This is a genomic window from Variovorax paradoxus, assembly GCA_016806145.1.
Lineage (GTDB): Bacteria > Pseudomonadota > Gammaproteobacteria > Burkholderiales > Burkholderiaceae_C > Variovorax.
The window spans coordinates 5,832,794-5,858,764 of sequence record CP063166.1 but is presented as its reverse complement, the minus strand read 5'-3'; the positions used below and the strand labels follow the sequence as shown (position 1 = coordinate 5,858,764).

Here is a 25,971-nt window from a genome sequence, read left to right as displayed (position 1 = left end):
ATGACCCTCAAAGGCACCCTGCTGGCCGCGCTCTTCGCCGTCCAGTCCCTGGCAATGACCGCGCCCGCGTTCGCGCAGGGCGACTACCCGAGCAAGCCGATCCGCATCATCGTGCCGTTCACCGCCGGGGGCGTGGTCGACTCGATCGCGCGGCTGGTGGGCGAGCGGCTGTCGGCCAAGTACGGCCAGCCCGTCATCGTCGAGAACCGGACCGGTGCCGGCGGCTCGATCGGAACCGACTACGTGGCCAAGGCCGCGCCCGACGGCTACACGCTGCTGTGCGTGAGCCCCGGCCACGCGGTGACGCCGAGCCTCATCAAGGGCGTGGCGTGGAATCCCGTGCGCGACTTCCGCGCCATCGAGGGCTTCGGCGTGATCCCCAACGTGTTCGTGGTGCCGACCGAGGTGCCCGCCAAGACCATGGCGGAGCTGGTCGCGATGGCGAAGAAGGCCAATCCGCCGCTGACCTACGCGACGGCCGGCGTGGGCACCTCCAACCACCTGTCGGGCGAACTGCTGGCGCAGAGCGCGGAGATCAAGCTCACGCACGTGCCCTATCGCGGCCAGCCCGATGCGCTCGGCGACCTGCTCGCGGGCCGCGTGACGATGATGCCGCTGACCGTGGCGCTGGCCGTGCCGCACATCAAGACCGGCAAGCTGCGGCCGCTGGCCGTCACCACGAGCAAGCGCTCCGCCGCCTTGCCCGACACGCCCACGGTGGCGGAGGCCACGGGCCTGAAGGGCTACGACGTGGGCACGTGGTTCGGCTTCGTCGCGCCGGTGAAGACGCCCGACGCCATCGTCGCCAGGCTGTCGGCCGACGTGGCCGAGATCCTGGCCGATCCCGCGATGAAGCCCAAGCTCGACGTGCTCGGCCTCGAGGTGGCGCCGCGGGGGCCGAAGCAGTTCGACGCCTTCATCGCGAGCGAATACGACAAGTGGAGCAAGGTCATCAAGACCGCGGGCATCGAAGCGCAATGAGCGCCGCGCGCCCATCGCCCGTGCGGCCGCCGCTGTGCGAGCGGCTGGGCATCCGCCATCCGATCTTCGGCTTCTCGCACTCGGTGGACGTCTGCGCCGCCATCGCGCGGGCGGGCGGCTTCCCGGTGCTGGGACTCGCGCGCGAGCTGCCGCACGAGATCCCGCACATCCTGGCCGAGGCCAGCGAACGCATGGCGGGCCTGCCCTGGGGCATCGACCTGATGCTGCCCTCGCAGGTGCCCGACGAGGCCGCGAGCATCGAGAGCGTGCGCGCGCAACTTCCCGCGCCGCACGTGGCCTTCGTCGATGGCCTGCGCGACCGCTTCCAGGTGAAGCCGCCGCAGCGGCCCAGCTTCTTCACGAGCCAGGTGCGCACCCGGGCGCTGTTCGATGCGCAGATCGAGGCCGTGCTCGATTCCGACGCGCGCGGCGTGGCCACGGCCATCGGCCTGCGCGCCGACCTCATCGAGCGCGCGAAGGCGCGCGGCAAGCTCACCTTCTCGCTGGTCGGCTCGGTGCGGCATGCGCGCAAGGCGCTCGACATGGGCGTGGAGGTGCTGGTGGCGCAGGGCTACGACGCGGGCGGCCACACCGGCACGGTCGGCACGCTGTCGCTGCTGCCGCAGGTCATCGCCGAAGCCGGCGAGGTGCCGGTGCTGGCGGCCGGCGGCATCGCCACCGGCGCGCAGGTGCTGGGCGTGCTGGGCATGGGCGCGCAGGGCGCGTGGCTCGGCACCTTGTGGATGGGCGCGAAGGAGAACCACACGCCACCCGCGCTGCTGCAACGGCTCATCGCCAGCGGCAGCGAGGACACCCTGATCACGCGCGCCCACAGCGGCAAGCCCTGCCGCGTGGTGCGCAGCGACTGGATCGATGCCTGGAACGAGCCCGGCGCGCCGGTGCCGCTGGGCATGCCGCTGCAGCAGGCGCTCACCGGCGACGTGTTCGCCTCGATGCACGAGTTCGACGACGCGCGCCTGATCTACGAGGCGGCCGGCCAGAGCGTGTTCGGCATCGAGCGGGAGACCACGGTGGGCGAGCAGATGGATGCGCTGGTCGAGGGCATGCGCAGGGCGTGGGAGCGCATGCGGGGTTGGGACGTTCGGTAGGCCGGCGCGGCAAAAAACCGCCAAGCCTGGGAAGCGGGGCGCGTTCCGGGACTGGCGACGCGGCTTCGATGCGGTTCTAAGCCGAGGTGTCTGATCCCACGAGATCGGCCGCGGACGCAGCTTCCTTTGTGGCTGACCTGGCAGCTTCTCGTGACAGCTTCAGCACCTGGGGCGCGCCGAGCAGGAAGGCGTCCACGCGCATGTCGATCACACGGTCGAGGTTCTTGGGAATCGACAGGGCGTAGACCCATTTGCGCATCCCGATGTAGAACACGCCCGAATGCATGGCCCAGATGAGTTCGACCTCTTCCTCGAGCTCGTTGTCGTCGATCGGCTCGGGGATGTCGTAGGCCTTGCGCATCTCACGCGCGATCACCTTGAAGTGATGCTCGCGCAGACGTGCGATGTAGCGCTGGTTGATGCCCTGCCGGGTGAGGCCCGCCGAGATGAAGATGCGGATCCAGTCGCTGCGCAGGATGTACTGGGCGTAGTCCTTGAGGTAGCGCTTGAGCCTGTCGGCCAGCGGTTGGGCGCTATCGGACAGCCACTCCTCCCACACGGGGTCCCACTTGCGTACGAATACTTCGTCGTACACGCGGTCGACCAGCGCTTCCTTGGTCGGGAAGTAGCGGTAGAGCAGGGGCTGTGTGATCTTGAGCGCGCGTGCGATGTCGTGCGTGCTCACGCTGAAACCGCGCTCGGCAAAGAGCTGGATCGACTTCTGCACGATCTGCTGCTCGCGCGCTTCCTTCGAAAGTCGTTGCGTGACCGGGCGAACTGCGTCTTGTGACGGCTCGCGCGCCGCGCGGGCCTTTGGCGCGGGCTTCGCGGCACTGGAGTCGGCTTCGGTGGTTTTCATGGCGGCTCGGAACGAGCGCAGTCGCGAACCGCGACGGCGCGGATGGTGGTGCGGACGAGTTTAGAGCGCCGACCGCGCGGCAACGATGGCAGAGATAGGGTTTCCACCATCTTCATGGGTCTTGCTGGCACGTTCTCTGCGTAATACGATTTATCAATCGATAACTTAAAGCAGATCTCACCACCAGAGGGAAGATCGTTCTAAGTTGGTGCGACGCAGCAGAAATCCGAGCACCAGGCAGGTGCTATGTCGATATTTTGTTTATTGATCAATCAATTGTATTGAGGCCCAAATGCCAGTGAGAAAACTAGGTCACTACTCGGTCCGAACGCCGGACCTGGAGGCGTCCCGCCGGTTCTACGTCGACGTTCTGGGCCTTCGGGTCGGCTACCGGCCGCCCCTCGATTTCCCAGGCCTGTGGCTCTACCAGGGAGGGGACGAAGCGGACTTCGGCGTGGTGCACCTGATCGGCACCGTCGGTGCCGGCACGGGGCTGTCGGACTACCTCGGGGAGCGCGCCGAGGCCGGCACGGGCACGGGCGCCCTCGATCACCTGGCCTTTCTGGCCACGGACGCCGAAGATTTCTGCCAGCGGCTCGCGCGGTCTGGCATCCAGTACCGCGACCGCACGCTTCCTGGTCTCGGCCTGCGTCAGTTGTTCTTCGTCGACCCTTCGGGCCTGACGATCGAAATGAACTTCCCCGCCGCGGAGCCGCGCAGATCGCAGGCTGCGGCGCAGGAGTTGCAGATGACCGCGACCGCCGATGCGGATCGAGCCGATCAGTGAACAAGACCCCCTCGGAACCACAGCCACATCTCATCAAGGACCCCGCCATGGAAACAGTTCTCGAAGCCCCCCGGACCGCGCTGAACGCCAGCGATCTCATCGCCGAAGCCGAAGCCATGATTCCCTTCCTGCGCGAAAAGTCACAGGAGACCAACGCATTGCGCCGGCCGCCCGAAGCGGTTCGCCAGCGCATGAAAGACGCCGGCGTCGCACGGCTGTGGCAACCGAAACGCTACGGTGGCGCGGAGGGCAGCCTGACCGAAGGCGCCGACATCCTGCGAGCGTTCGGTCGCGGCTGCGGCTCGACGGCGTGGATCATGGCGCAGAACATCCAGCACAACCTGATGCTTGCGAACTGGTCGGAGCGCGCACAGGACGAGATCTGGGGCGCGATGCCGGATGCGCTCGTGAGCGGGATCCTGATCCCCGGCATCGGCAAGGCGGTGAAGGTCGACGGCGGCTTCGCGCTCTCGGGCCGCTGGCCCTTCGTGAGCGGCTGCGAGATCGCCGACTGGATCATCTTCACGGGTGACTGCGTGGTCGACGGCAAGCCGAAGGAGTTCCACTTCGTCCTGCCGAAGGATCAGGTCACCATTCTCGATACCTGGTACACGATCGGCCTGCGCGGCTCCTCGAGCCAGGACTGCCAGTTGAAGGACATCTTCGTGCCCGACCACAGGGTCGTCTCGATGCATGACCTCAAGGGCTATGGAGACAGCCCCGGTGCCGAGGTCAACAAGAGCTGGCAGTTCAGGGTGCCGCTTTACGCTCTGTTTGGCTGCTACATCGGCTGCGCGGCGCTCGGCATCGCGGAGGCCGCGGTGGAGAGCTACATCGGGAACGCACGTCAGCGTGCTTCCACGATGTCGGGCAGCAACATTTCCGCCTACACGACCCAGCAGGTGAAGGTGGCCGAGGCCCAGGCCGCGGTGATGGCCGCCCGCCAGATCATCTATTCGACGCTCGAGCAGGCGGAAGCGTTGTTCAGGAGCGGTCGCAGTTCGACGGTCGAGGATCGCACGCGCTGGCGTGCGATGGCTACCTACGCCGGCAAGCTGGCCTCCTCGGCGGTGAACCTGGTGCTCGACGCCGGCGGCGGCGGCGTGATCTACGAGCGCAACCCGCTGTCCCGCGCGGTCTCGGACATCACCGTCGCTAATCGGCACATCACCCAGAACTGGGACGTCAACGCGTCGACCTACGGTCGCGTGCTGCTGGGCCTGCCCTGCGGCGTCGAAGCCCTCGACGACTGACGACCCCCAATACCCCAGGAGAGCGAAATGCTTCAGACGATTCCCTCCCCGGCAACCCGCGAGGTGCCCCGCATGAACGACAAGCTCCACCCGGTTTCGAGAGATGAATTCCTGTCCGCGATGCGCCAGGCGGCTTCGCCTGTTTGCGTGGTGACCACCAACGTGGACGGGCAGCGGATGGCACTGACCATCAGTTCCTTCCTGTCGGTCTCGGCCGATCCGCCACTGGTGTCGGTGTGCATCAACCGGAACAGCCGCATGTGCGGCGCGATCACCGAGACGGGCGTCTTCGGCGTCCACCTGCTCGCGCACGACCAGGCGCACGTGGCCGACAACTTCGCCGGGCGTCCGCGCGCCGGCGGCGAACCCTACGACTTCTCCTGCGTGCAGTGGGCGCCGGGCGAGGGCGCGCGGCGGGAGCCGGCCATGGTCGGCGTGTCGGTCTCCGCCGATTGCACTGTCGTGTCGTCGACGGATGCGGGCACGCATCGCCTGTTCATCGCGGAGGTGAAGAACCTCGTCACGACCGAACGTCGGCCGCTGATCTTCTGGAACCGGGTCTACGCGTTCCCGACACATCCGCAGGACACCCGTTCCGACGATCCGATGGCTGCGCCTGATCCGTCGCCCTGAACGTCTTTCCGGACCGCCAGACCCATCCGCTTGCTCCATCGATGCGGCCCGCCACGGGCCGCACGGGGATGCCTTCGCCTCGCTCTTTCCACAAGCTTCCATTCCGTCGAGAGGACAACATCATGAAAAACCGATGGTTCGCACTGGCGATCATCTTCATCGCCTTCCTTCAGTTTCCGCTGAACTGGTTCAGCGTCGTGCCCGCCTTCGGCGGCATCGTGAAGGACCTGAACATCTCGTTCACGCAGATCGGCTTGATCGTGGGTACCTTCATCGCCGGCTACGGCGTCATGCACATCCCTGCCGGGTGGCTTGCCGAGCGCTACGGGATGCGCGCCGCCATGATCGCCGGCGTGGTCGTCGAGACCATCGGGACGGCCGTGACTGGCTGGGCTCCGACGTTCGAGATCCTGCTCGTCGGCCGCCTGCTGTGCGGCGTCGGCGGGGCGGTGACCATGGGCAGCGCCGTGGGACTGACGGCCGCATGGTTCCGCGGCAAGGAGCTGGCGACAGCCAACGGCATCATCCAGGGCGTCGGCTTCACCATCGCCGCTGCCATCGGCCTCTACGGGTGGGGCATGGTCGTCGATGCGCTCGGCTGGAGGCAGGCCATGTTCGCAGCGGCGGGCGTCGGCGTTGCCACGCTGGTGTTCCTGCTCGCCTGCTTTCCGTCGCCGCCCAGCAGCAGCGACGATGTGCTCGAAGGACATCACCTCGATCGGAACTCGCTGCGCCGCATCTTCGGCAACCGGAGTCTGTGGATCATGGGCATCGCCTTGCTGGGCGCCTATGGGAGCTACTTCAGTGCGGCAAACCTGCTCGGCAGTTATGCGCAGGAGCGGCTCAACGTCGCGGCGTCGGAAGGCCAGGCCATCGGCGCCATCCTGTTCTTCGGCGGCATCGTGGGCGGCGTCATCGGCGGCTGGCTGACGGACAAGGTCCTGGGGCGTCTGCCGACCTTCCTCATCGCCTGTTTCGCGGAAGGCGCCATGTTCTTCCTGATTCCGCATCTCGATCTGCTCGGCCTGCAGATCGCCGCGGCCGTCGTCGGTGTCGGACTCATCGTGGCCTTCGTTCCCTGGGTGTCGATTCCCGGCGAAGCCGACAGTGGCTTGACTATCTCCGACGTACCGACGGCGATCGGCCTGATGCTGAGCATCGTTGCCATCGGAGGCGCCACGATCCCGCCTCTTTTCACCAGGATTGCGAGCACCTGGGGTTTCGATGCCGCATGGCAATTCCAGGGCGTGGTGTCGATGGGCTTCGCGCTGCTGGCCTTGCTGGCCCGATCGAAGCGCACCGTTGACCTGGGTGTCGCGCGTGCCGCCAAACCTGGCTGATCCAACTTGGCTGCCAACAATCCTGGAATCGATCCCGTGACCTTCCCGCGGCAAGAAGGGCCATCCGACCCGGCGCACTGGCGGACACCGAACATTCGTGAGTTCATCGCGCGCGACTTCCGCTTCCATACCGGCGAGGTGATGCCTGAACTCAGACTGCGTTACACCGTGCTGGGAAACCCGTCCGGCGATCCGGTCCTGGTACTTCATGGCACTTCCGGCAGCGGCAGTCGATTGCTGTCGGCGGAGTTCGGCGGTGCCCTGTTCGGCCCTGGACAGGCACTCGACGCCGCGCGGCACTTCATCGTGCTCCCGGACGCGATCGGGCATGGTGGAAGCGCGAAACCCTCCGATGGCTTGCGAGCCCGGTTTCCCCGGTACAACTACGAAGACATGGTGCGCGCGCAGCATCTCATCGTCACCGAGGCACTCGAGCTGAAGCATCTGCGGCTGGTGCTGGGTGTTTCCATGGGGGGCATGCACGCTTGGCTTTGGGGCGTTCACTATCCAGGACTGATGGATGCGTTGATCCCCATGGCATGCCAGCCGGCACCGATGTCCGGTCGGAACTGGATGCTCAGGCGACTCATGGTCGATGCGATCCGCGACGATCCGCAATGGGCGAACGGAGACTACGTGAAGCAGCCGCCGAGTTTGCGCACGGCGTGGGAATTCTTCAACGTCGCGACAAACGGAGGCGCACTGGCTTTGATGGCGGCAGCGCCAAGACCCGAAGCGGCGGATCGCTGGCTCGAACTGAGAAGGGCGATGCCTTTCGTGGCGGATGCCAACGATCTGATCTTCCAATGGCTGGCCGCGCGGGACTACGACCCGGAGCCGAACCTCGGTCGCATCTCGGCTCGCGTGCTGGCGATCAACTCGGCCGACGATGAGCGCAATCCCCCGGAGGCGGAAGTTGTGGAGGCCGTTGTCGGTCGATTGCCGGGCGCGCGTTGTCTGTTGCTGCCGGCAAGCCAGGACACCTGCGGACATGCGACGGTTTCCATGGCTGCCACCTGGGCCGAGGAAGGACGGCGGTTCCTGGAGACCGTGCCACGGGGCTGATCCGGTATTCGAGAGCATCTCGAACAGTGGCTCTCGTGCCCGGCGGCCGCGGGACTGGTGCCTTCGACAGGAATCGAACCTGTATCTGAGTCTTAGGAGGACCCCGTTCTATCCATTGAACTACGAAGACGGTGGGCGGCTGGACTTTACCAGTTCGTCCGGTCTTTCCTGCGACAGCGCGCCCGCGCTCAGCGCAGCCCGACGCGCGAGGCGTGCCAGCGCAGGGCGGCGGCGCGGGCCGGGTCGGTGGCTTCGATGCGGTCGGCGCGGCGTTGCAGGGCGCGCATCTGCTCGACCTCGGCGATGACCTTGTTGGGGCTCAGCAGGGTGCCCAGCAGCATGTCGGCCTCGAAGGCCAGCCTCTTGAGGACGACCGTGGCGCGACGCAGCAGCTTCGCGGGGGCGGACGATCGGTCGAGGCTGGGCATGGCTGGAGACTCCTGGGAACGGGACACGGGGAAGGGGCATCGATTTTATAGGGTTTACCCGAGGCTCCCGGAGGGCGGGGCCGGCTCGCCGAAAATGGCCCCGCGCCGCTCCGCGCGCGGCTCGCCGCGGCCCATCGCGGGGTGGGCTTACCCCGATACGGAATCTTCAAAAAATTGACCGCGATCAAGCCGGCGCGTTTCGCGCACGCGCACCATCTGCGCTGTTCGGATCCGGCTCAGACTCACGACAAAAAAGAGCGCACCCTCTACAGCAGGAGACAACAGATGAAGCATTTCATTGCGCGCCTCGGCGCGTGTCGCGCACGAGTCCTGGTCGCCACCGCCGCCGCCGCGGTCATGGCAGCCGCCACCCCCGCATGGGCCTGGGAACCCGCCAAGCCCGTCGAGTTCGTGATCCCCGCCGGCACCGGCGGCGGCGCCGACCAGATGGGCCGGCTGCTGCAAGGCATCGTCATCAAGTACAAGCTGATGAAGGAGCCGCTGATCGTCGTCAACAAGTCGGGCGGCGCGGGTGCCGAAGGCTTTCTCTCGGTGAAGGAAGCCAAGGGCGATCCGCACAAGATCATCATCTCGCTGTCGAACCTCTTCACCACGCCGATGGCTACGGGCGTGCCCTTCAACTGGAAGGACATGACGCCGGTGGCGATGCTGGCGCTCGACCAGTTCGTGCTGTGGACCAACGCCGAGCAGCCCTACAAGACGGCGGGCGAGTACATCGCCGCGGTGAAGGCGGCGGGCCCGAACAAGTTCAAGATGGCCGGCACCGGCTCGAAGCAGGAAGACCAGATCATCACGGTCGCGCTCGAGAAAGCCACGGGCACCAAGTTCATCTACGTGCCCTTCAAGGGCGGAGGCGAAGTCGCGGTGCAGCTGGTGGGCGGCCACGTGAACTCCACCGTGAACAACCCGATCGAGGCGGTGGCCCAGTGGCGCGCGGGCAAGCTGCGCCCGCTGTGCGTGTTCGACGACGAGCGCATGCCCTTCAAGGCCAAGGTCACCGACACGCAGTCGTGGAACGACGTGCCCACCTGCAAGGAAGCGGGCGTGCCGGCCAAGTACACGATGCTGCGCGGCATCTTCATGGCACCGGGCGTCAAGCCCGAGCAACTGGCCTTCTACAAGGACCTGCTGACCAAGGTGGCCGCCACGCCCGAGTGGAAGGAATACATGGAGAAGGGTGCCTTCAACCCGACCTTCATGACCGGTGCCGATTTCGAGAAGTGGCTCGCCAGCGCGGAAATCACGCACAAGACGCTGATGACCGAGGCCGGCTTCCTGGCCGCGAGCAAGTAGGACGCAAGAAGGCACCGGCGGCCGGGCGCGCCGCCGCGATGCATCGGACGACGTGAGCATGCGCCCGCGCGGGCGCGTGGCGTCGCGCCCGGTTTTCTCTCTTTCTCGACAACAACACGATGGGGGCTCCATGGAGCACGACGACAACGTATCCGACCCGGCCGCGCGCACGGGCGTGGCCACGAACAAGGTCGAGGCGGTGGTGGCATTGCTGCTGCTGGTGGCCGGCCTGGTGGTGGTCTTCGAAAGCCGCCGGCTCGGCGCGGGCTGGACCAGCGACGGTCCGGGCGCGGGCTACTTCCCGTTCTTCATCGGCCTGATCATCACGATCTCGGGCATCGGCATCCTCTACCAGTCGCTGCTGGGCAAGAACCGCAACACCGAGGTCTTCGTCGACCGCGAGCAGCTCAAGCGCGTGCTCTCGGTGCTGCTGCCGGCGCTGGTCTACGTGCTGGGCATCGCGCTGCTGGGCCTGTACGTGGCCTCGGCGGTCTACATCGCGCTGTTCATGGTGATCCTGGGCAAGTACTCCTGGGTCAAGGCGGCGCTTGCGGCGCTGGCCGTGAACACGCTGTTCTTCTTCATGTTCGAGGTCTGGTTCAAGGTGCCGCTGTTCAAGGGCGCTCTGGATCCGCTCTCGTTCCTCGGCTACTGACACCTCACGGAGCACAAGCGAAATGGAAGAAATCGGTGCCCTGATGCAGGGCTTTTCGGTGATCCTGACACCGACCAACATCGGCCTGATGTTCGTCGGGATCATCCTGGGCGTGCTGATCGGCGTGCTGCCCGGACTGGGCGGTGCCAACGGCGTCGCGATCCTGCTGCCGCTCACGTTCACGATGTCGCCGACCTCGGCGATCATCATGCTGTCGTGCATCTACTGGGGGGCGCTGTTCGGCGGCGCCATCACCTCGGTGCTGTTCAACATCCCGGGCGAGCCGTGGTCGGTGGCCACCACCTTCGACGGCTATCCGATGGCGCAGCAGGGCCGCGCGGGCGCGGCGCTCACCACGGCCTTCACCTCGTCGTTCGTGGGTGCCTTCCTCGCGGTGGTGATGATCACCTTCCTCGCGCCGCTGGTCGCGAAGTTCGCGCTGAAGTTCGGCTCGCCCGAATTCTTCGCGGTCTACCTGCTGACCTTCTGCAGCTTCGTGGGCATGGGCAAGGGCTCGCCGTTCAAGATCCTGGCCTCGATGGCGCTGGGCTTCGCGCTCGCCAGCGTGGGCATGGACACGGTCACGGGCCAGCTGCGCCTGACCTTCGGCCAGCCCGAGCTGATGCGCGGCTTCGACTTCCTGATCGCGGTGATCGGCCTGTTCGGCATCGGCGAGATCCTGCTGTCGATGGAAGAGGGCCTGAAGTTCTCGGGCAAGAGCGCGAAGATCGATCCGAAGGTGGTGCTGCAGACCTGGAAGCAGCTGCCGCAGTACTGGATGACCTCGCTGCGCAGCTCGCTGATCGGCATCTGGATGGGCATCACCCCGGGCGGCGCCACGCCGGCCTCGTTCATGGCCTACGGCCTGGCCAAGAAGATGTCCAAGCGCGGCTCGAAGTTCGGCACCGGCGAGGCCGAGGGCGTCGTCGCGCCCGAGACCGCGGCGCACGCGGCCGGCACCAGCGCGCTGCTGCCGATGCTGGCGCTCGGCATCCCGGGCTCGCCGACCGCGGCGGTGCTGCTGGGCGGCCTGCTGATCTGGGGCCTGCAGCCCGGGCCGCTGCTGTTCGTCGAGCAGAAGGACTTCGTCTGGGGCCTGATCGCGAGCATGTACCTGGGCAACATCGTCGGCCTGATCGTGGTGCTGAGCACGGTGCCGCTGTTCGCCTCGATCCTGCGCATCCCGTTCTCGATCATCGCGCCGGTGATCATCGTGATCTGCGCCATTGGTGCCTACACGGTGCACAACGCGATGCTCGACATCTGGTTCATGCTGGGCTTCGGCGTCATCGGCTACCTGTTCAAGAAGCTCGACTTCCCGCTCGCGCCGCTGGTGCTGGCGCTGGTGCTCGGCGACAAGGCCGAGGACTCGTTCCGCCAGGCCATGCTGGTGTCGCAGGGCGACGTGATGATCATGTTCTCGAACCCGCTGGTCGGCGGCATCACCACCCTGGCGCTCACCTTGCTGTTCTGGCCGCTGATCGCCAAGCTGCTGGCGCTCTTCAAGCCGAAGAAGCCCGACGAGTTCGCCGTCGAGCGGCCGGTCGATTGAGCACGGAGGCCATGCCATGCCCGTCATCGCACTGACCCAGGAAATGGGCTCGCTCGCCAAGGACGTGTCGGTTCAGCTCGCCGAGGAGTTGGGGCTGGAGCTGATGCGCCACGAGGTCATCGAGCGCGTCGCCGACCGCATGCAGGTCTCGACCAGCCTGATCGGCCGCCTGCGCGGCGGCAAGGCCGGTTTCGTCGAGCGGCTCACCGCCGACCGGCGCAGCCTCGCGCTCTACACGGCCGAGGAACTGTTCGCGCTCGCCGACCGCGGCAATGTGGTGCTGCGCGGCTGGGGCGCCACCTGCCTGCTGCGACCGGTGCCGCACGTGGTGTGCGTGCGCATCACGCGCTCGCTCAAGAAGCGCATCGACTGGCTGATGACGCACCTGGAGACCGACGACGCCGAGTTCGCCGAGGCCGAGATCCGGCGCAGCGACGAGGCGCATGCGGCGCGCATGCATGCGCAGTTCGGCGTGACCTGGGGCGACCCGGTGCTCTACGACCTGGTGCTCAACACCGACCGCCTCACGGTCGACAGCTGCGTGGCGCAGATCCGCGCGCTGGCGGCGCGGCCCGAGTTCGCCGAGACCGCGCGTTCGCGCGCGCTGCTGGCCAACATGGCGCTGGCGGCACGCGTGAAGGCGGCGCTCAAGGACGGCGCGGCCACGGCCGACATCCGCGTCACGGTGGAGGCCGACCACGGCCGCGTGAGCTTGCGCGGCATCGTGCTCGACGCGGACGAGCGCGCGCAGACCGAGGCCGTTACGGCCGCGGTGGAAGGCGTGGGCGCGGTGGACAACCAGCTGCGGCTGATGGCGACGACCCGGCGTTTCGCGTCGGCGAAGCAGACCTGAATCGGGCCCTCGACCGTTCGGGCTGAGCCTGTCGAAGCCTCGCGCACGGCTTCCACAAGCTCAGCCCGAGCGGTTCGTGAAGCTCTCAGATCTTCCCGCGCTTGCGCAGCCGACTCAGGGTTTCCGCGGAGAGATTGAGGTAGGACGCGAGCTCCTTGCTCGGGATGCGGTCCACGAGCTCGGGGTGCTTGCGCAGGAAACGGTGCACCCGGCCCGGCGCGTCCAGCAGGTGCAGCGTGATGGTGTGCGCCATGATCTCGCTCATGCCGCGCATCACAAGGAACTCGAACAGTTCCTTGGTCTGGGGATGGCTCGCCAGGAAGGCGGTCCATTCCTTCAGCGGCAGGCTCGCCACGCGGGCCTTGGTGACGCAGACGATGCCGTAGGGCGTGGGCGTGCCCAGGCGCATGGCCGCGTAGCTGGTCTCCATGTCGTTCTCGTCGGCGAAGCGCAGGATCATCTCCTTGCCCTCCGGGTTGCTCACCACCCGCTTGAGGATGCCGTCGAGGATGAAGTACTGCTCCATCTCCCGCACCCCCTGGTGCAGCAGGAAATCGCCCTTGTTGCCGTCGACGATCACCAGGTGCGCCTCGAGCTCGGCGCGCTCGCTCTCGTTCAGGTCCTTGAGCAGGATGTTCTGCCGGAGCTGGGCGCGAATGATGTTCTTCTCCGGGTGGTTTTCCAACAACGTCATGGTCACCGTCTTGCTCGATTTCGTCGCCTGCGGCGCCGCTTCATCGGGGGTCGGCGCCGTTTTCGGGAAAGTTGACCGAGGTCAACGGCCGAAAGGATGGCCCGAATCATAGTCGCGGCTCGGGCCTCGGCCATTCACCCCAGCAGAAGGAGAGACATGTCTTCAGTTAGCACAGCCAAAGAGGCGGCCACGACGCTCGATGAGGCGATCAAGCCCAAGAGTCGGCCAGCCAACGGCGCCGCCGACGATCAGCAACTCGTCGCGCGCGCCCTCCAGCAGATGACGCAGGAAGCGCCGGAAGCGGAAACCACCGATGGTTTCCACCTGGTGATCGATGCGCTGAAGCTGAACGACATCGACACCATCTTCGCGCTGCCGGGCATCCCGATCACCGACCTGACCCGCATGGCGCAGGCCGAGGGCATGCGCGTGATCTCGTTCCGCCACGAGCAGCACGCCGGCAATGCCGCGGCCGCCGCCGGCTTCCTCACGCAGAAGCCCGGTATCTGCCTCACGGTGTCGGCGCCCGGCTTCCTCAACGGCCTGACCGCGCTGGCCAACGCCACCACCAACTGCTTCCCGATGATCCTGATCAGCGGCTCCAGCGAGCGCGAGATCGTCGACCTGCAGCAGGGCGACTACGAGGAGATGGACCAGCTGGCGATCGCCAAGCCGCTGTGCAAGGCCGCGTTCCGCGTGCTGCACGCCGAGGACATCGGCGTGGGCATCGCGCGCGCCATCCGCTCGGCCGTCTCGGGCCGCCCCGGCGGCGTGTACCTCGACCTGCCGGCCAAGCTGTTCGCGCAGACGATGGACGCGATCAAGGGCAAGAACTCGCTGATCAAGGTCATCGACCCCGCGCCGCGCCAGATCCCGGCCGCCGATGCCGTGCAGCGCGCGCTCGATCTGCTCAAGGGCGCGAAGCGCCCGCTGATCCTGCTGGGCAAGGGTGCCGCCTACGCCCAGGCCGATGCCGACATCCGCGCGCTGGTCGAGAAGACCGGCATTCCCTACCTGCCGATGTCGATGGCCAAGGGCCTCTTGCCCGACACGCATGCGCAATCGGCCGCCGCCGCGCGCTCCTACGTGCTGCAGGAAGCCGACGTCGTGCTGCTGGTGGGCGCGCGCCTGAACTGGCTGCTCTCGCACGGCAAGGGCAAGACCTGGGCGCAGGAGAAGGGCGCCAAGCAGTTCATCCAGATCGACATCGCACCGACCGAGATCGACAGCAACGTGGCGATCGCCGCGCCGGTGATCGGCGACATCGGCTCCTGCGTGGCCGCGCTGCTCGCGGGCATCGACGCCAAGTGGGCCAAGCCGCCGACCGAATGGACCGGCGCGATCGCCGAGCGCAAGGACAAGAACCTGTCGAAGATGGCCGCCACGCTCGCCGCGCGTCCCTCGCCGATGAACTTCCAGAGCGCGCTCAGCGTGATCCGCGACCAGGTCAAGGCCCGGCCCGATGCGATCGTCGTCAACGAAGGCGCCAACACGCTGGACTTCGCGCGCAGCATCGTCGACATGTACGAGCCGCGCAAGCGCCTCGACGTCGGCACCTGGGGGATCATGGGCATCGGCATGGGCTTCGCGGTGGCCGCGGCCGTGGTCACGGGCAAGCCGGTGATCGCGATCGAGGGCGACAGCGCCTTCGGCTTCAGCGGCATGGAGGTCGAGACCATCTGCCGCTACAACCTGCCGATCTGCGTGATCGTGTTCAACAACAACGGCGTCTACCGCGGCACCGACGTGAACCCGAGCGGCACGCCCGACGTGGCGCCCACCGTGTTCGTGAAGAACGCGCGCTACGACAAGCTGATGGAAGCCTTCGGCGGCGTGGGCGTGCATGCGACCACCGCCGACGAGCTGCAGGCGGCCCTGACCGAGGCCGTCGCCACGGGCCGCCCGACCCTGATCAATGCCGTCATCGACGAGACCGCGGGCACCGAGAGCGGCCGCATCACCAGTCTCAATCCGGCCACGGCGAAGAAGAAGTGATTCCTTTCATTCCAGGAGATTCGACATGAGCAACAAACCTCTCAACGGCATCAAGATCATCGACTTCACGCATGTGCAAGCCGGTCCGGCCTGCACCCAGCTGCTGGCCTGGTTCGGCGCCGACGTGATCAAGGTCGAGCGCCCCGGCGCCGGCGACGTCACGCGCTCGCAGCTGCGCGACATCCCCGACGTCGACGCGCTGTACTTCACCATGCTCAACAGCAACAAGCGCTCGCTGACGCTGGACACCAAGCAGCCCGAGGGCAAGGTGGTGCTCGAGAAGCTGATCAAGGAATCGGACGTGCTGGTCGAGAACTTCGGCCCCGGTGCGCTCGACCGCATGGGCTTCAGCTGGGAACGCATCCAGGAACTGAATCCGAAGATGATCGTCGCCTCGGTCAAGGGCTTCAGCGACGGCCACCACTACGACGACCTGAAGGTCTACGAGAACGTCGCGCAGTGCGCGGGCGGCGCCGCCTCCACCACCGGCTTCTGGGACGGCCCGCCGACCGTGAGCGCCGCGGCGCTGGGCGACAGCAACACCGGCATGCACCTGGCGATCGGCATCCTCACGGCCATCATCGGCCGCGAGCAGACCGGCAAGGGCCAGCGCGTGGCCTGCTCGATGCAGGACGCCGTGCTCAACCTGTGCCGCGTGAAGATGCGCGACCAGCAGCGCCTCGACCGCCTGGGCTACCTCGAGGAATACCCGCAGTACCCGCACGGCACCTTCAGCGACGTGGTGCCGCGCGGCGGCAATGCCGGCGGCGGCGGCCAGCCGGGCTGGGTGCTCAAGTGCAAGGGCTGGGAGACCGACCCGAACGCCTACATCTACTTCACCGTGCAGGGCCATGCCTGGGCCCCGATCTGCGACGCCATCGGCAAGCCCGAATGGAAGACCGATCCCGACTACATGACCGCCAAGGCGCGCCAGCCGCACATCACCGACATCTTCGCGACCATCGAGGGCTGGCTGGCCGACAAGACCAAGTTCGAGGCGGTCGACATCCTGCGCAAGTTCGACATCCCGTGCGCGCCGGTGCTGACGATGAAGGAACTGCTCAACGACGAATCGCTGCGCAAGAGCGGCTCGATCGTGGAAGTGCCGCACAAGGAACGCGGCACCTACTTCACCGTGGGCAGCCCGATCAAATTCTCGGACCTCAAGCCCGAGATCACCGGTTCGCCGCTCCTGGGCGAACACACCGACGACGTGCTGGCCGAGCTCGGCTACAGCCAACAGCAGATCGCCGCGCTGCACGAAGCGAAGGCAGTCTGACCCAGGCGTTCCCCCGGGGCTTTTCCAGTCCACGAAGCGCCCGGGGGGGCGCGGTATTTCGGACGCGTCGAGGCGGGAGGCCAGCATGCAAGCTTCAGTGGATTTCAGGCAGCTCGTCGAAGGGGCGGGCGATGCCATCATGGTGTGCGATGCGGCCGGGGCCATCGTTCTGTGGAACCCCGCGGCCGAACGCATCTTCGGCTTCACCGAAGCCGAGGCGCTGGGTCGCTCGCTCGACCTCATCATTCCCGAGCGCCAGCGGCAGCGCCATTGGGACGGCTACCACAAGACCATGGACACCGGCATCACCAAGTACGGTGCCGATCTGCTGCGCGTGCCGGCCCTGCACAAGGACGGCCGCACCTTGTCGATCGCCTTCACGGTGTCGATGCTGTTTTCGCCACAACGCGAGGTCTCGGGCATCGTCGCCATCGTCCGCGACGAGACAGCCCGATTCGCGGAAGAGCGCAAACTGCGCGCTCGTCTGCTAGAAGCGGAAACCACGATCAAAGAAGGAGACAGTCGATGAGTCAAGCGCTGGAGGGTGTCCGCATCCTCGATTTCACCCACGTGCAATCCGGCCCCACCTGCACGCAGCTGCTGGCCTGGTTCGGCGCCGACGTCATCAAGGTCGAGCGCGCCGGCGAAGGCGATGCCACGCGTGGCCAGCTGCGCGACATCCCCGGTGTGGACAGCCTCTACTTCACGATGCTGAACCACAACAAGCGCTCGATCACGCTCGACACCAAGAACCCCAAGGGGCGCCAGGTGCTCGACGAGCTGATCAAGACCTGCGACGTGCTGGTCGAGAACTTCGCGCCCGGCGCGCTCGACCGCATGGGCATCACCTGGGAACACATCCAGAAGCTCAACCCGCGCATGATCGTGGCTTCGGTCAAAGGCTTCGGCCCCGGCAAGTACGCCGACTGCAAGGTCTACGAGAACGTGGCGCAATGCGCCGGCGGCGCGGCGTCGACCACCGGCTTCGAGGATGGTCCGCCGATGGTGACCGGCGCCCAGATCGGCGACAGCGGCACCGGCCTGCACCTCGCGCTCGGCATCCTGGCGGCGCTGTTCCAGCGCAACAGCACCGGCCGCGGCCAGAAGGTGCTGGCGCCGATGCAGGACGCGGTGCTCAACCTGTGCCGCGTGAAGATGCGCGACCAGCAGCGGCTGGAACGCACGGGCACCATGCACGAATACCCGCAGTACCCCGACGGCAAGTTCGGCGACGCGGTGCCGCGCGCGGGCAATGCCTCGGGCGGCGGCCAGCCCGGCTCGATCCTCAAGTGCAAGGGCTGGGAGACTGACCCCAACGCCTACATCTACTTCATCACGCAGGCGGCCGTGTGGCCGGCGGTGTGCAAGGTGATCGGCGAGGAAGGCTGGATCACCGACGAGGCCTATGCCACGCCGGCCGCGCGCCTGCTGCACCTGAAGCCGATCTTCGCGCGCATCGAGCAATGGACCATGACCAAGGACAAGTTCGAGGCCATGGACATCCTGAACCAGTACGACATTCCGTGCGGGCCGATCCTCTCGATGAAGGAGATCGCCGCCGACGAATCGCTGCGCGAGACCGGGACCATCGTCGAGGTCGACCATCCCACGCGCGGCAAGTACCTGACGGTGGGCAATCCGATCAAGCTGTCGGACAGCCCGACCGAGGTGAAGCGCTCGCCGCTCCTGGGCGAGCACACCGAGGAAGTGCTGATGCAGCTGGGCTACGGCCTGGAAGACGTGGCGGCGTTGCGCGCCGAACGCGTGATCTGACGACGAAGAACGCGGCGCGGTAATTCCGCGCCAATTCGAACGAATCCGCGATCGATTCGCCAATGGCATGGCCGGCGGCGAAGGGATTCGTTCGTCTTCTTCTTTTGAATTGAATTGGAGTCATGCATAACTCCAAATGAATACTCTCAATAAAATAGTTTGACTGTTATTTATCGTTCTGCACTTCTACAGTTTGAACATGCCGGCAAGTCATTCAATTCACCGCACGGCAGTCATTCGAAAGGAGCAGACCATGCAGAACCTCACGCCCGTTCAATACTGGCTCGATGAAACCGAGCGCAATGCCTACAACGCCGCCTTCTACGAATTGGGCTTGCGCTGGCACTGGGACCGTCAAACTTATTGCGACCTGATGGGCACGGCGCAGGAACCCGAGAAGCGCATCGGCCATTATCTCGAGGCGAATCATCCGCATCTGCTGCGCGCCTACGACGCGGCATTCCTGGCCGATGCGATCGAACAGAAGAAGGAAGCCTACAAGCGCCGCGAAGGCGAAGGTTCCGCGCCGCTGTCGAAGCGCCATTTCAATTGGGCCGAATGCCGCGGTGCCGAACTCGGCGCCTGAATTGCAATTGAACAATTAATCCGACGGCTGATTCGATGAAAATCCACGAATACCAGGGCAAGGAAGTGCTGCGCCGCCATGGCGTGGCGACTCCGCGCGGTTTCGTCTGCCGCACGAGCGACGAGGCGGCCGACGCCGCCGCCCGGCTCGGCGGGCGCTCGTGGGTGGTGAAGGCGCAGATTCATGCGGGCGGCCGCGGCAAGGGCGGGGGTGTGAAGCTGGCCTGGTCGGGCGCGGAGGTGCGCCGCCATGCGCAGGCGCTGCTCGGCATGACGCTGCGCACGCACCAGACGGGACCCGAGGGCCGGGTGGTGAGACAGTTGCTGGTCGAGGAGGGGGTGGAGATCGACCGGGAGTTCTACCTCGGGATGGTGGTCGACCGCGGTGCCCGGCGCGTGGCGCTGATGGCATCGAGCGAAGGCGGGATGGACATCGAAGAGGTGGCCGCGCGTTCGCCCGAGAAGATCCACACGCTGTTCATCGACCCCGAGACGGGGATCAAGGCAACCGAGGCCGATGCGCTCGCACGCTCGATCGGGCTCGCGGGCCGCGACGTGGTGCAGGCGCGCGAGTTCATGCAGAAGCTCTACCAGGCCTTCGACGCGAGCGACGCCTCGCTGGCCGAGATCAACCCGCTGGTGCGCACGCGCGACGGCCGGTTGATGGCGCTCGACGCCAAGCTCGGCTTCGATCCGAACGCGCTGTTCCGCCAGCCCGAGATCGCCGCGATGCGCGACCTCGACGAGGAGGATCCGACGGAGATCGAAGCCTCGAAGTTCGACCTGTCGTACATCTCGCTCGACGGCGACATCGGCTGCCTGGTCAATGGCGCGGGCCTCGCGATGGCGACGATGGACGCGATCAAGCTCCATGGTGGATCGCCGGCCAACTTCCTCGACGTGGGCGGCGGCGCGAGCGTGGAGAAGGTCACCGCGGCCTTCCAGCTGATGCTGCGCAACCCGCGCCTGAAGGCGGTGCTGGTCAACATCTTCGGCGGCATCATGCGCTGCGACGTGATCGCCCACGGCATCGTCGCCGCGGCACGCGAAACGGCCCTCTCGGTGCCGCTGGTGGTACGCATGAAGGGAACGAACGAGGACCTGGGGCGGACCATCCTCGCGCAGTCGGAGCTTCAGATCATCGGGGCCGAGGATATCGGCGAGGCGGCTCGACAGGCGGTTGTCGTGGCTCGGGTTCCCAAGGGGCAGCGATGAACGTTGGACGAGCTTTTTGCCGTTCGTTGCGGGCACGCGCCGACGGGGTACTCCCCTCCGCGAATGTCCCCCGGCCTTCGGCCTCCTCCTTTATTTCGCTGCGGGGAGTACCCCGCCGACGCGCGCCAGACGCGCTGCGCTTGATCGGCCGGCACCACCGCTGCGCTTCCGTGCACAGGGCAGTGGGTGCTTCCCGCAGCGAAATAAAGGAGGAGCCGAAGGCGGGGGACATTCGCGGAGGGAAGTACCCGCTGTCCTGTGCACGCGCCCCGAACAGCAGCCCCAGCAAAACAAGAGCGGACCTCACAGAGCGGTAAAGGAACAAGATGTCGATCCTCATCAACCGCCACACCCGCGTCATCACGCAGGGCATCACCGGCAAGACCGCCCAGTTCCACACCCAGGCCTGCCTCGAGTACGGCCACGGGCGCCACTGCTTCGTCGCCGGCGTCCATCCGACCAAGGCCGGGCAGGCCATGGCCGGCATTCCCATCTACGGCACCGTCAAGGAAGCCAAGGCCCGCACCGGCGCCACCGTCTCGGTCATCTATGTGCCGCCGGCCTTCGCCGCCGCCGCCATCGATGAAGCCGTGGATGCCGAGCTCGACCTCGTGATCTGCATCACCGAGGGCATCCCGGTGCGCGACATGGTCCGCACCCGCCGCCGCATGGAAGGGCGCAAGACCCTGCTGCTCGGGCCCAACTGCCCCGGCCTCATCGTGCCCGACGAGATCAAGATCGGCATCATGCCGGGCCACATCCACCAGCGCGGCCGCATCGGCGTGGTCTCGCGCTCGGGCACCTTGACCTACGAGGCCGCGAGCCAGCTCGGGCGCTTCGGCATCGGCCAGTCGACGGTGGTCGGCATCGGCGGCGATCCGGTCGGCGGGCTGCGGCACATCGACGTGCTGAAGATGTTCAACGACGACCCGCGCACCGACGCCGTCATCATGGTCGGCGAGATCGGCGGCGATGCCGAGGAAGAGTGCGCGCGCTGGATCCATGCCCACATGCGCAAGCCCGTGGTCGGCTTCATCGCCGGCGCTAGTGCGCCGCCCGGCAAGCGCATGGGCCATGCGGGCGCCATCATTTCCGGCGGCAAGGGCACGGCGCAGGAGAAGCTCGCCGTCATGAAGGCCTGCGGCATTCACGTCACCGACAACCCGGCCGACATGGGGAAGCTGCTGGCCTCGCTGGTCGTTCCCGACTACCTGCCGTTCGACTAGGCCCCGCACCCGCGCAGCGCCTGTCGACCCACCCGCATTCACAGCATCAAAAGAAAGCACAACATGCCACAACGTTGGGTCCGTTTCGAACACGCCGGAGAAGCCGCCTTCGGCACTCTGGAGGACGACGCCGTGCGCGAGTATCGCGGCGACATGTACGGCACGCCCGAGCCCACCGGCCGCGTGTTCGCGCTGGCCGGCCTGCGCCTGCTGTCGCCGAGCGAGCCGACCAAGGTCATCGCGCTGTGGAACAACTTCCACGCGCTCGGCGAGAAGCTCAAGCTCGCCGTGCCCGAGGAGCCGTTGTACCTGCTGAAGGCGCCGAACTCCTTCTCGGCGCACGAGGCGCCGATCCGCAAGCCGCTGTGCGACGGCAAGGTCGTGTTCGAGGGCGAGCTCGGCATCGTCATCGGCAAGACCGCCACCGCCGTCTCCGAGGAGCGCGCGCTCGAGCACGTGTTCGGCTACACCTGCGCCAACGACGTCACCGTGGCCGACATCCTCAACCGCGACGCCTCGTTCGCGCAGTGGGTGCGCGCCAAGGGCTTCGACACCTTCTGCCCCATGGGCCCGGCCATCGCCACCGGCCTCGATCCCGCCACGCTGGTGGTACGCACGGTGCTCAACGGCGAGGAGCGGCAGAACTATCCCGTAAGCGACATGCGCTTCTCGGTGCAGCGCCTGGTCAGCCTCATCTCGCAGGACATGAGCCTGCATCCCGGCGACGTGATCCTGTGCGGCACGTCCGTGGGCGTGGGCTCGATGAAGCCCGGCAGCCTGGTCGAGGTGGAGATCGACGGCATCGGCCGCTTGTCCAACCGCTTCGGCTGACGCGAAGAATTTCAACTCTTGGGGATCGACATGAAGATAGCAATCATCGGCGCGGGGGCCATCGGCGGCCTGGTGGGCGCCAAACTCGCGCTGGCCGGGGAGGACGTGACCTTCATCGTGCGCGGCGCCAACCTCCAGGCCATCGGGGCCAACGGCATCAAGCTGGTGTCGGCCGAGGGCGAGGAGCAGGTGGCGCGCAACGTACGGGCCACCGACCGCTATGACGAAGCAGGGCCGCAGGACCTCGTGATCCTCGCGATGAAGGCGCACCAGGTCGAGGCCGTGGCCGACGACGTGGCCAAGCTCTTCGGGCCCGAGACCGCGGTCGTGACCATGCAGAACGGCATTCCCTACTGGTACTTCCAGAAGCACGGCGGCGTGCTCGAGGGCACCACCGTGCGCAGCGTCGACCCGCAGGGCGTGCTCAACACCAAGATCCCCTCGCGGCGCGTGATCGGCTGCGTGGTGTATCCGGCCTCCGAGCTGATCGCGCCCGGCGTCATCAAGCACATCGAGGGCGACCGCTTCCCGGTCGGCGAGCTCGACGGCACGACCACCGAGCGCGTCGAGCGCATCGCGGCCTGCTTCGCCAGCGCGGGCTTCAAGGCGCCGGTGCTCGACAACATCCGCGCCGAGATCTGGCTCAAGCTCTGGGGCAACCTGACCTTCAACCCGATCAGCAGCCTCTCGCACTCGACCCTGGTCGACATCTGTCAGTACCCGCCCTCGCGCGAGCTCGCGGCCGCGATGATGCGCGAGGCCCAGGCCGTGGCGCACAAGCTCGGCATCGAGTTCCGCGTGACGCTCGAGAAGCGCATCGCGGGCGCCGAGAAGGTCGGCAAGCACAAGACCTCGATGCTGCAGGACGTGGAAGCCGGCCGCGCGCCCGAGATCGACGCGCTGGTCGGCGCGGTGGTCGAGCTCGCGCGGCTCACCGAGACCTCGACCCCGCACATCGACACCGTGTATTCGCTCGTGAAGCTGCTCGCGCGGACGATGGAAGAACAGCGCGGCCAGGTCCGGCTGCGCGAACTCGCCTGAGGACACCGACACCATGCGACGCCTTCGCAGCGCCAAGATCGTGGCCACGCTCGGTCCCGCCACTTCCGACGAGCCCGCGATCCGCGCGCTGTTCGAGCGTGGCGTGGACGTGTTCCGCCTCAACTTCAGCCACGGCACGCAGCACGACCATGCGCGCCGCCTCGAGACCATCCGCCGGCTCGAGAAGGAATTCGGCCGGCCCATCGGCGTGCTGCTCGACCTGCAGGGGCCGAAGCTGCGCCTGGGCACCTTCGAGGGCGGCCGCGCGCAGCTCGAGGCGCTCGCGCGCTTCCGGCTCGACATGGACCGCGCGAGCGGCAACAGCCGCCGCGCGCCGCTGCCGCATCCCGAGATCTTCGCCGCGCTGCGGGAAGGCACCGAGCTGCTGCTCGACGACGGCAAGCTGCGGCTGCGCGTCGACCGCCACGGCGCCGACTTCGCCGAGACCACCGTGCTGGTGGGCGGGCCCATCTCCGACCGCAAGGGCGTCAACGTGCCCAGCGTGCTGCTGCCGATCTCGCCGCTGACGCCGAAGGACCGCGACGACCTCGACGTCGGCCTCGCGATGGGCGTGGACTGGGTGGCGCTCTCGTTCGTGCAGCGGCCCGAGGACATCGACGAGGCGCGCGAGATCATCGGCACGCGCGCGGCCATCATGGCCAAGCTCGAGAAGCCCGCAGCCATCGAGCACCTCGACGCCATCGTCGAGCGCTGCGACGGCATCATGGTCGCGCGCGGCGACCTCGGCGTCGAGCTGCCGCCCGAGCGCGTGCCCGAGCTGCAGCGCCAGATCGTGCGTGCCTGCCGGCTGCGCGGCAAGCCGGTGGTGGTGGCCACGCAGATGCTCGAGTCGATGATCGCCGCGCCGGTGCCCACGCGCGCCGAGGTGTCGGACGTGGCGACCGCGGTCTACGACGGCGTCGACGCGGTGATGCTCTCGGCCGAGTCGGCCTCGGGCAAGTACCCGCTCGAGGCGGTGGCGATGATGGACCGCATCGTCGCGCGCGTGGAGGCCGATCCCTCGTACCGCACCGGCATCGACGCCACGCACGAGAGCGCGCAGTCGACCACCGCCGACGCGGTCTGCACCTCGATGCGCCAGGTGGCTGCGCTGCTCGCGCCGGCCGCCACCGTCACCTACACCTCCTCGGGCTTCACCAGCCTGCGCGCGGCGCGCGAGCGGCCCGCGGTGCCGATCCTGAGCCTCACGCCCGACATCGCGACCGCGCGCCGCATGGCGATGGTGTGGGGCGTGCACGCGGTGCTGGTGGACGACGTGCACGACGTGGGCGAGATGATCGAGTGCGCCTGCCGCACCGCGCATGCCGAGGGCTTCGCGCAGCCCGGTCAGAAGGTGGTGGTGGTGGCGGGCCTGCCCTTCGGCCAGTCGGGCACCACCAACCTGCTGCACGTCGCGCGTATTCCGAACCATTCCTGATCGCGAATACTTGACCGCGGTCATGCGGCGCGCGCGCCGCCGGCCATAGCATGGGACTTCCGAACGAAGCAGTTCTCCAGGAATCCCCATGAAGCACGCGACCCTGCGCCAGTTGAAGGTTTTCGAGGCGGTGGCGCGGCTCCTGAGTTTCTCGCGCGCGGCCGAGGAGCTGCACCTCACGCAGCCCGCGGTGTCGACCCAGGTGCGCAAGCTCGAGGACCACGCCGGCAACACGCTGTTCGAGCAGTTCGGCAAGAAGGTCTACCTCACGGCCGCGGGCACCGAGCTGCTGCAGCTCAGCCGCGCGATCATCCAGCAGTTCGAGGCGGCCGAGAACGCGATGCTGCAGTTCAAGGGCATCTCGGGCGGCAAGCTCAACGTGGGCGTGATCAGCGCGGGCGACTACTTCTTTCCGCGCCTCTTGGTGGAGTTCGCGGGCCGGCACCGCGGCGTGACCCTGAACTTCACCGTGCATAACCGCGAGGGCCTGCTCACGCACATCGCCGAGAACCTCACGGACCTCGCGATCATGGTGCGGCCACCCACCGACCTCGACACGCTGAACCAGCCGTTCGCGCCGCACCCCTACGTGATCATCGCGGCGCCCACGCATCCGCTGGTGGGCGTGAAGGGCGTGCCGCTCAAGCGGCTGATCCGCGAGCCCTTCGTGGTGCGCGAGCGCGCGTCCGACACCTGGCATTCGATGGAGGAGGGCTTCGGCGCAGCACTGTCCGAGATCAACATCGCGATGGAGATCCGCAGCACCGAGACCATCAAGCAGGCGGTGATCGCGGGCATGGGCGTGAGCTTCGTGTCGGCCCACACCATCAGCCAGGAGCTGCGCGCGGGCAGCGTGCGGGTGCTCGACGTGCAGGGCTTCCCGCTGATGCTCAACTGGTACGTGGTGCACCGCCGCGGCAAGCGGCTGCCGCCGGTGGCGCAGGCCTTCAAGGACTTCCTGCTGAACGACGGCACCGCGCTGATCTCGCAGATCGTGCCCTTCGATCCGGCGATCTGAAGGCGAAAAAAAAGAGCGCTCTCGGCGCTCTTTCTTTTTGGGTGGAG

At 67.0% G+C, this 25,971-nt stretch carries 25 protein-coding genes and 1 tRNA gene; 22 read left to right on the top strand and 4 right to left on the bottom strand.

Annotated features, from left to right (window positions below; translation table 11 throughout):
• Positions 1-981, top strand: a complete 981-nt coding sequence (locus INQ48_27445; protein QRF57010.1) for a tripartite tricarboxylate transporter substrate binding protein — start codon at positions 1-3, stop codon at positions 979-981.
• Positions 978-2,090, top strand: coding sequence for a nitronate monooxygenase (locus INQ48_27440; protein QRF57009.1), 1,113 nt, complete (start codon positions 978-980; stop codon positions 2,088-2,090). Before INQ48_27445 ends, INQ48_27440 begins: the two co-directional genes overlap by 4 nt.
• 76 nt (positions 2,091-2,166) lie before the next feature.
• On the opposite strand, the gene INQ48_27435 is transcribed toward INQ48_27440, so the two are convergent.
• On the bottom strand, positions 2,167-2,949 hold the full coding sequence (locus tag INQ48_27435; protein ID QRF57008.1) for a TetR/AcrR family transcriptional regulator: 783 nt from the start codon (positions 2,947-2,949) through the stop codon (positions 2,167-2,169).
• 292 nt (positions 2,950-3,241) lie between these two features.
• Here INQ48_27435 and INQ48_27430 point away from each other — a divergent pair, with 292 nt between their 5' ends.
• From INQ48_27430 to INQ48_27410, 5 genes are all read left to right on the top strand, one after another.
• On the top strand, positions 3,242-3,736 hold the full coding sequence (locus INQ48_27430; GenBank protein QRF57007.1) for a VOC family protein: 495 nt from the start codon (positions 3,242-3,244) through the stop codon (positions 3,734-3,736).
• A gap of 47 nt (positions 3,737-3,783) precedes the next feature.
• Positions 3,784-4,989 (top strand): acyl-CoA dehydrogenase family protein, encoded by a 1,206-nt coding sequence (locus tag INQ48_27425; protein ID QRF57006.1) that lies wholly within the window; start codon positions 3,784-3,786, stop codon positions 4,987-4,989.
• 72 nt (positions 4,990-5,061) lie between these two features.
• Positions 5,062-5,622 (top strand): flavin reductase, encoded by a 561-nt coding sequence (locus INQ48_27420; protein ID QRF57005.1) that lies wholly within the window; start codon positions 5,062-5,064, stop codon positions 5,620-5,622.
• A gap of 122 nt (positions 5,623-5,744) precedes the next feature.
• Positions 5,745-6,962, top strand: coding sequence for an MFS transporter (locus tag INQ48_27415; protein ID QRF57004.1), 1,218 nt, complete (start codon positions 5,745-5,747; stop codon positions 6,960-6,962).
• A gap of 6 nt (positions 6,963-6,968) precedes the next feature.
• The gene (locus INQ48_27410) at positions 6,969-8,027 is read left to right on the top strand and encodes an alpha/beta fold hydrolase (protein QRF57003.1); all 1,059 of its coding nucleotides are present in this window, start codon (positions 6,969-6,971) and stop codon (positions 8,025-8,027) included.
• A gap of 55 nt (positions 8,028-8,082) precedes the next feature.
• Here INQ48_27410 and INQ48_27405 read toward each other — a convergent pair.
• Positions 8,083-8,157: transfer RNA gene (locus INQ48_27405), tRNA-Arg, on the bottom strand.
• A gap of 58 nt (positions 8,158-8,215) precedes the next feature.
• Positions 8,216-8,455: a hypothetical protein gene (locus tag INQ48_27400; GenBank protein ID QRF57002.1), complete on the bottom strand. Its 240-nt coding sequence runs from the start codon at positions 8,453-8,455 to the stop codon at positions 8,216-8,218.
• Between the two features lie 285 nt (positions 8,456-8,740).
• Here INQ48_27400 and INQ48_27395 point away from each other — a divergent pair, with 285 nt between their 5' ends.
• The 4 genes from INQ48_27395 (at position 8,741) to INQ48_27380 (ending at position 12,829) form a co-directional block, all read left to right on the top strand.
• A complete protein-coding gene (locus INQ48_27395; protein QRF57001.1) occupies positions 8,741-9,769 on the top strand; it encodes a tripartite tricarboxylate transporter substrate binding protein in 1,029 nt (342 codons plus the stop codon).
• A gap of 130 nt (positions 9,770-9,899) precedes the next feature.
• Positions 9,900-10,424: a tripartite tricarboxylate transporter TctB family protein gene (locus tag INQ48_27390; GenBank protein QRF57000.1), complete on the top strand. Its 525-nt coding sequence runs from the start codon at positions 9,900-9,902 to the stop codon at positions 10,422-10,424.
• Positions 10,425-10,446: 22 nt separating this feature from the next.
• Positions 10,447-11,976, top strand: coding sequence for a tripartite tricarboxylate transporter permease (locus INQ48_27385; protein ID QRF56999.1), 1,530 nt, complete (start codon positions 10,447-10,449; stop codon positions 11,974-11,976).
• A 16-nt stretch (positions 11,977-11,992) separates the two neighbouring features.
• Positions 11,993-12,829, top strand: coding sequence for a cytidylate kinase family protein (locus tag INQ48_27380; protein ID QRF56998.1), 837 nt, complete (start codon positions 11,993-11,995; stop codon positions 12,827-12,829).
• Between the two features lie 85 nt (positions 12,830-12,914).
• On the opposite strand, the gene INQ48_27375 is transcribed toward INQ48_27380, so the two are convergent.
• On the bottom strand, positions 12,915-13,523 hold the full coding sequence (locus tag INQ48_27375; protein QRF56997.1) for a Crp/Fnr family transcriptional regulator: 609 nt from the start codon (positions 13,521-13,523) through the stop codon (positions 12,915-12,917).
• 156 nt (positions 13,524-13,679) lie between these two features.
• Here INQ48_27375 and oxc point away from each other — a divergent pair, with 156 nt between their 5' ends.
• The 11 genes from oxc to INQ48_27320 all read left to right on the top strand — a co-directional run bounded on the left by oxc (position 13,680) and on the right by INQ48_27320 (position 25,924).
• Positions 13,680-15,518 carry an oxalyl-CoA decarboxylase gene (gene oxc / locus INQ48_27370; GenBank protein QRF56996.1) on the top strand — a complete coding sequence of 613 codons (1,839 nt, stop codon included), beginning with the start codon at positions 13,680-13,682 and terminating at the stop codon, positions 15,516-15,518.
• A 25-nt stretch (positions 15,519-15,543) separates the two neighbouring features.
• Positions 15,544-16,797 (top strand): formyl-CoA transferase, encoded by a 1,254-nt coding sequence (gene frc, locus INQ48_27365; GenBank protein QRF56995.1) that lies wholly within the window; start codon positions 15,544-15,546, stop codon positions 16,795-16,797.
• An 85-nt stretch (positions 16,798-16,882) separates the two neighbouring features.
• Positions 16,883-17,326, top strand: a complete 444-nt coding sequence (locus tag INQ48_27360; protein ID QRF56994.1) for a PAS domain S-box protein — start codon at positions 16,883-16,885, stop codon at positions 17,324-17,326.
• Complete coding sequence (frc, locus tag INQ48_27355; protein ID QRF56993.1) at positions 17,323-18,570, top strand: formyl-CoA transferase; 1,248 nt, start codon at positions 17,323-17,325, stop codon at positions 18,568-18,570. The genes INQ48_27360 and frc (INQ48_27355) overlap by 4 nt, the downstream gene beginning before the upstream one ends.
• 253 nt (positions 18,571-18,823) lie before the next feature.
• Positions 18,824-19,156 carry a hypothetical protein gene (locus INQ48_27350; GenBank protein ID QRF56992.1) on the top strand — a complete coding sequence of 111 codons (333 nt, stop codon included), beginning with the start codon at positions 18,824-18,826 and terminating at the stop codon, positions 19,154-19,156.
• Between the two features lie 35 nt (positions 19,157-19,191).
• Positions 19,192-20,370 carry an ADP-forming succinate--CoA ligase subunit beta gene (sucC, locus tag INQ48_27345; protein ID QRF56991.1) on the top strand — a complete coding sequence of 393 codons (1,179 nt, stop codon included), beginning with the start codon at positions 19,192-19,194 and terminating at the stop codon, positions 20,368-20,370.
• A gap of 326 nt (positions 20,371-20,696) precedes the next feature.
• A complete protein-coding gene (gene sucD, locus INQ48_27340; protein ID QRF56990.1) occupies positions 20,697-21,596 on the top strand; it encodes a succinate--CoA ligase subunit alpha in 900 nt (299 codons plus the stop codon).
• Positions 21,597-21,659: 63 nt separating this feature from the next.
• Complete coding sequence (locus INQ48_27335) at positions 21,660-22,427, top strand: fumarylacetoacetate hydrolase family protein (protein QRF56989.1); 768 nt, start codon at positions 21,660-21,662, stop codon at positions 22,425-22,427.
• A gap of 30 nt (positions 22,428-22,457) precedes the next feature.
• On the top strand, positions 22,458-23,468 hold the full coding sequence (locus tag INQ48_27330) for a 2-dehydropantoate 2-reductase (protein ID QRF56988.1): 1,011 nt from the start codon (positions 22,458-22,460) through the stop codon (positions 23,466-23,468).
• Positions 23,469-23,481: 13 nt separating this feature from the next.
• Positions 23,482-24,906 (top strand): pyruvate kinase, encoded by a 1,425-nt coding sequence (gene pyk, locus INQ48_27325; protein QRF56987.1) that lies wholly within the window; start codon positions 23,482-23,484, stop codon positions 24,904-24,906.
• A gap of 88 nt (positions 24,907-24,994) precedes the next feature.
• Positions 24,995-25,924: a LysR family transcriptional regulator gene (locus tag INQ48_27320; protein ID QRF56986.1), complete on the top strand. Its 930-nt coding sequence runs from the start codon at positions 24,995-24,997 to the stop codon at positions 25,922-25,924.
• Positions 25,925-25,971 lie beyond the last annotated feature (47 nt).

Coding starts and splice junctions, on each gene's coding strand:
- INQ48_27390 (QRF57000.1), top strand. CDS start 9,900: ATGGAGCACGACGACAACGTATCCGACCCGGCCGCGCGCACGGGCGTG.
- frc (QRF56995.1), top strand. CDS start 15,544: ATGAGCAACAAACCTCTCAACGGCATCAAGATCATCGACTTCACGCAT.
- INQ48_27435 (QRF57008.1), bottom strand. CDS start 2,949: ATGAAAACCACCGAAGCCGACTCCAGTGCCGCGAAGCCCGCGCCAAAG.
- INQ48_27360 (QRF56994.1), top strand. CDS start 16,883: ATGCAAGCTTCAGTGGATTTCAGGCAGCTCGTCGAAGGGGCGGGCGAT.
- INQ48_27425 (QRF57006.1), top strand. CDS start 3,784: ATGGAAACAGTTCTCGAAGCCCCCCGGACCGCGCTGAACGCCAGCGAT.
- INQ48_27350 (QRF56992.1), top strand. CDS start 18,824: ATGCAGAACCTCACGCCCGTTCAATACTGGCTCGATGAAACCGAGCGC.
- INQ48_27335 (QRF56989.1), top strand. CDS start 21,660: ATGCCACAACGTTGGGTCCGTTTCGAACACGCCGGAGAAGCCGCCTTC.
- INQ48_27415 (QRF57004.1), top strand. CDS start 5,745: ATGAAAAACCGATGGTTCGCACTGGCGATCATCTTCATCGCCTTCCTT.
- sucC (QRF56991.1), top strand. CDS start 19,192: ATGAAAATCCACGAATACCAGGGCAAGGAAGTGCTGCGCCGCCATGGC.
- oxc (QRF56996.1), top strand. CDS start 13,680: ATGTCTTCAGTTAGCACAGCCAAAGAGGCGGCCACGACGCTCGATGAG.
- INQ48_27395 (QRF57001.1), top strand. CDS start 8,741: ATGAAGCATTTCATTGCGCGCCTCGGCGCGTGTCGCGCACGAGTCCTG.
- INQ48_27385 (QRF56999.1), top strand. CDS start 10,447: ATGGAAGAAATCGGTGCCCTGATGCAGGGCTTTTCGGTGATCCTGACA.
- INQ48_27320 (QRF56986.1), top strand. CDS start 24,995: ATGAAGCACGCGACCCTGCGCCAGTTGAAGGTTTTCGAGGCGGTGGCG.
- INQ48_27420 (QRF57005.1), top strand. CDS start 5,062: ATGAACGACAAGCTCCACCCGGTTTCGAGAGATGAATTCCTGTCCGCG.
- frc (QRF56993.1), top strand. CDS start 17,323: ATGAGTCAAGCGCTGGAGGGTGTCCGCATCCTCGATTTCACCCACGTG.
- INQ48_27400 (QRF57002.1), bottom strand. CDS start 8,455: ATGCCCAGCCTCGACCGATCGTCCGCCCCCGCGAAGCTGCTGCGTCGC.
- INQ48_27440 (QRF57009.1), top strand. CDS start 978: ATGAGCGCCGCGCGCCCATCGCCCGTGCGGCCGCCGCTGTGCGAGCGG.
- INQ48_27430 (QRF57007.1), top strand. CDS start 3,242: ATGCCAGTGAGAAAACTAGGTCACTACTCGGTCCGAACGCCGGACCTG.
- pyk (QRF56987.1), top strand. CDS start 23,482: ATGCGACGCCTTCGCAGCGCCAAGATCGTGGCCACGCTCGGTCCCGCC.
- INQ48_27380 (QRF56998.1), top strand. CDS start 11,993: ATGCCCGTCATCGCACTGACCCAGGAAATGGGCTCGCTCGCCAAGGAC.
- INQ48_27445 (QRF57010.1), top strand. CDS start 1: ATGACCCTCAAAGGCACCCTGCTGGCCGCGCTCTTCGCCGTCCAGTCC.
- INQ48_27375 (QRF56997.1), bottom strand. CDS start 13,523: ATGACGTTGTTGGAAAACCACCCGGAGAAGAACATCATTCGCGCCCAG.
- sucD (QRF56990.1), top strand. CDS start 20,697: ATGTCGATCCTCATCAACCGCCACACCCGCGTCATCACGCAGGGCATC.
- INQ48_27330 (QRF56988.1), top strand. CDS start 22,458: ATGAAGATAGCAATCATCGGCGCGGGGGCCATCGGCGGCCTGGTGGGC.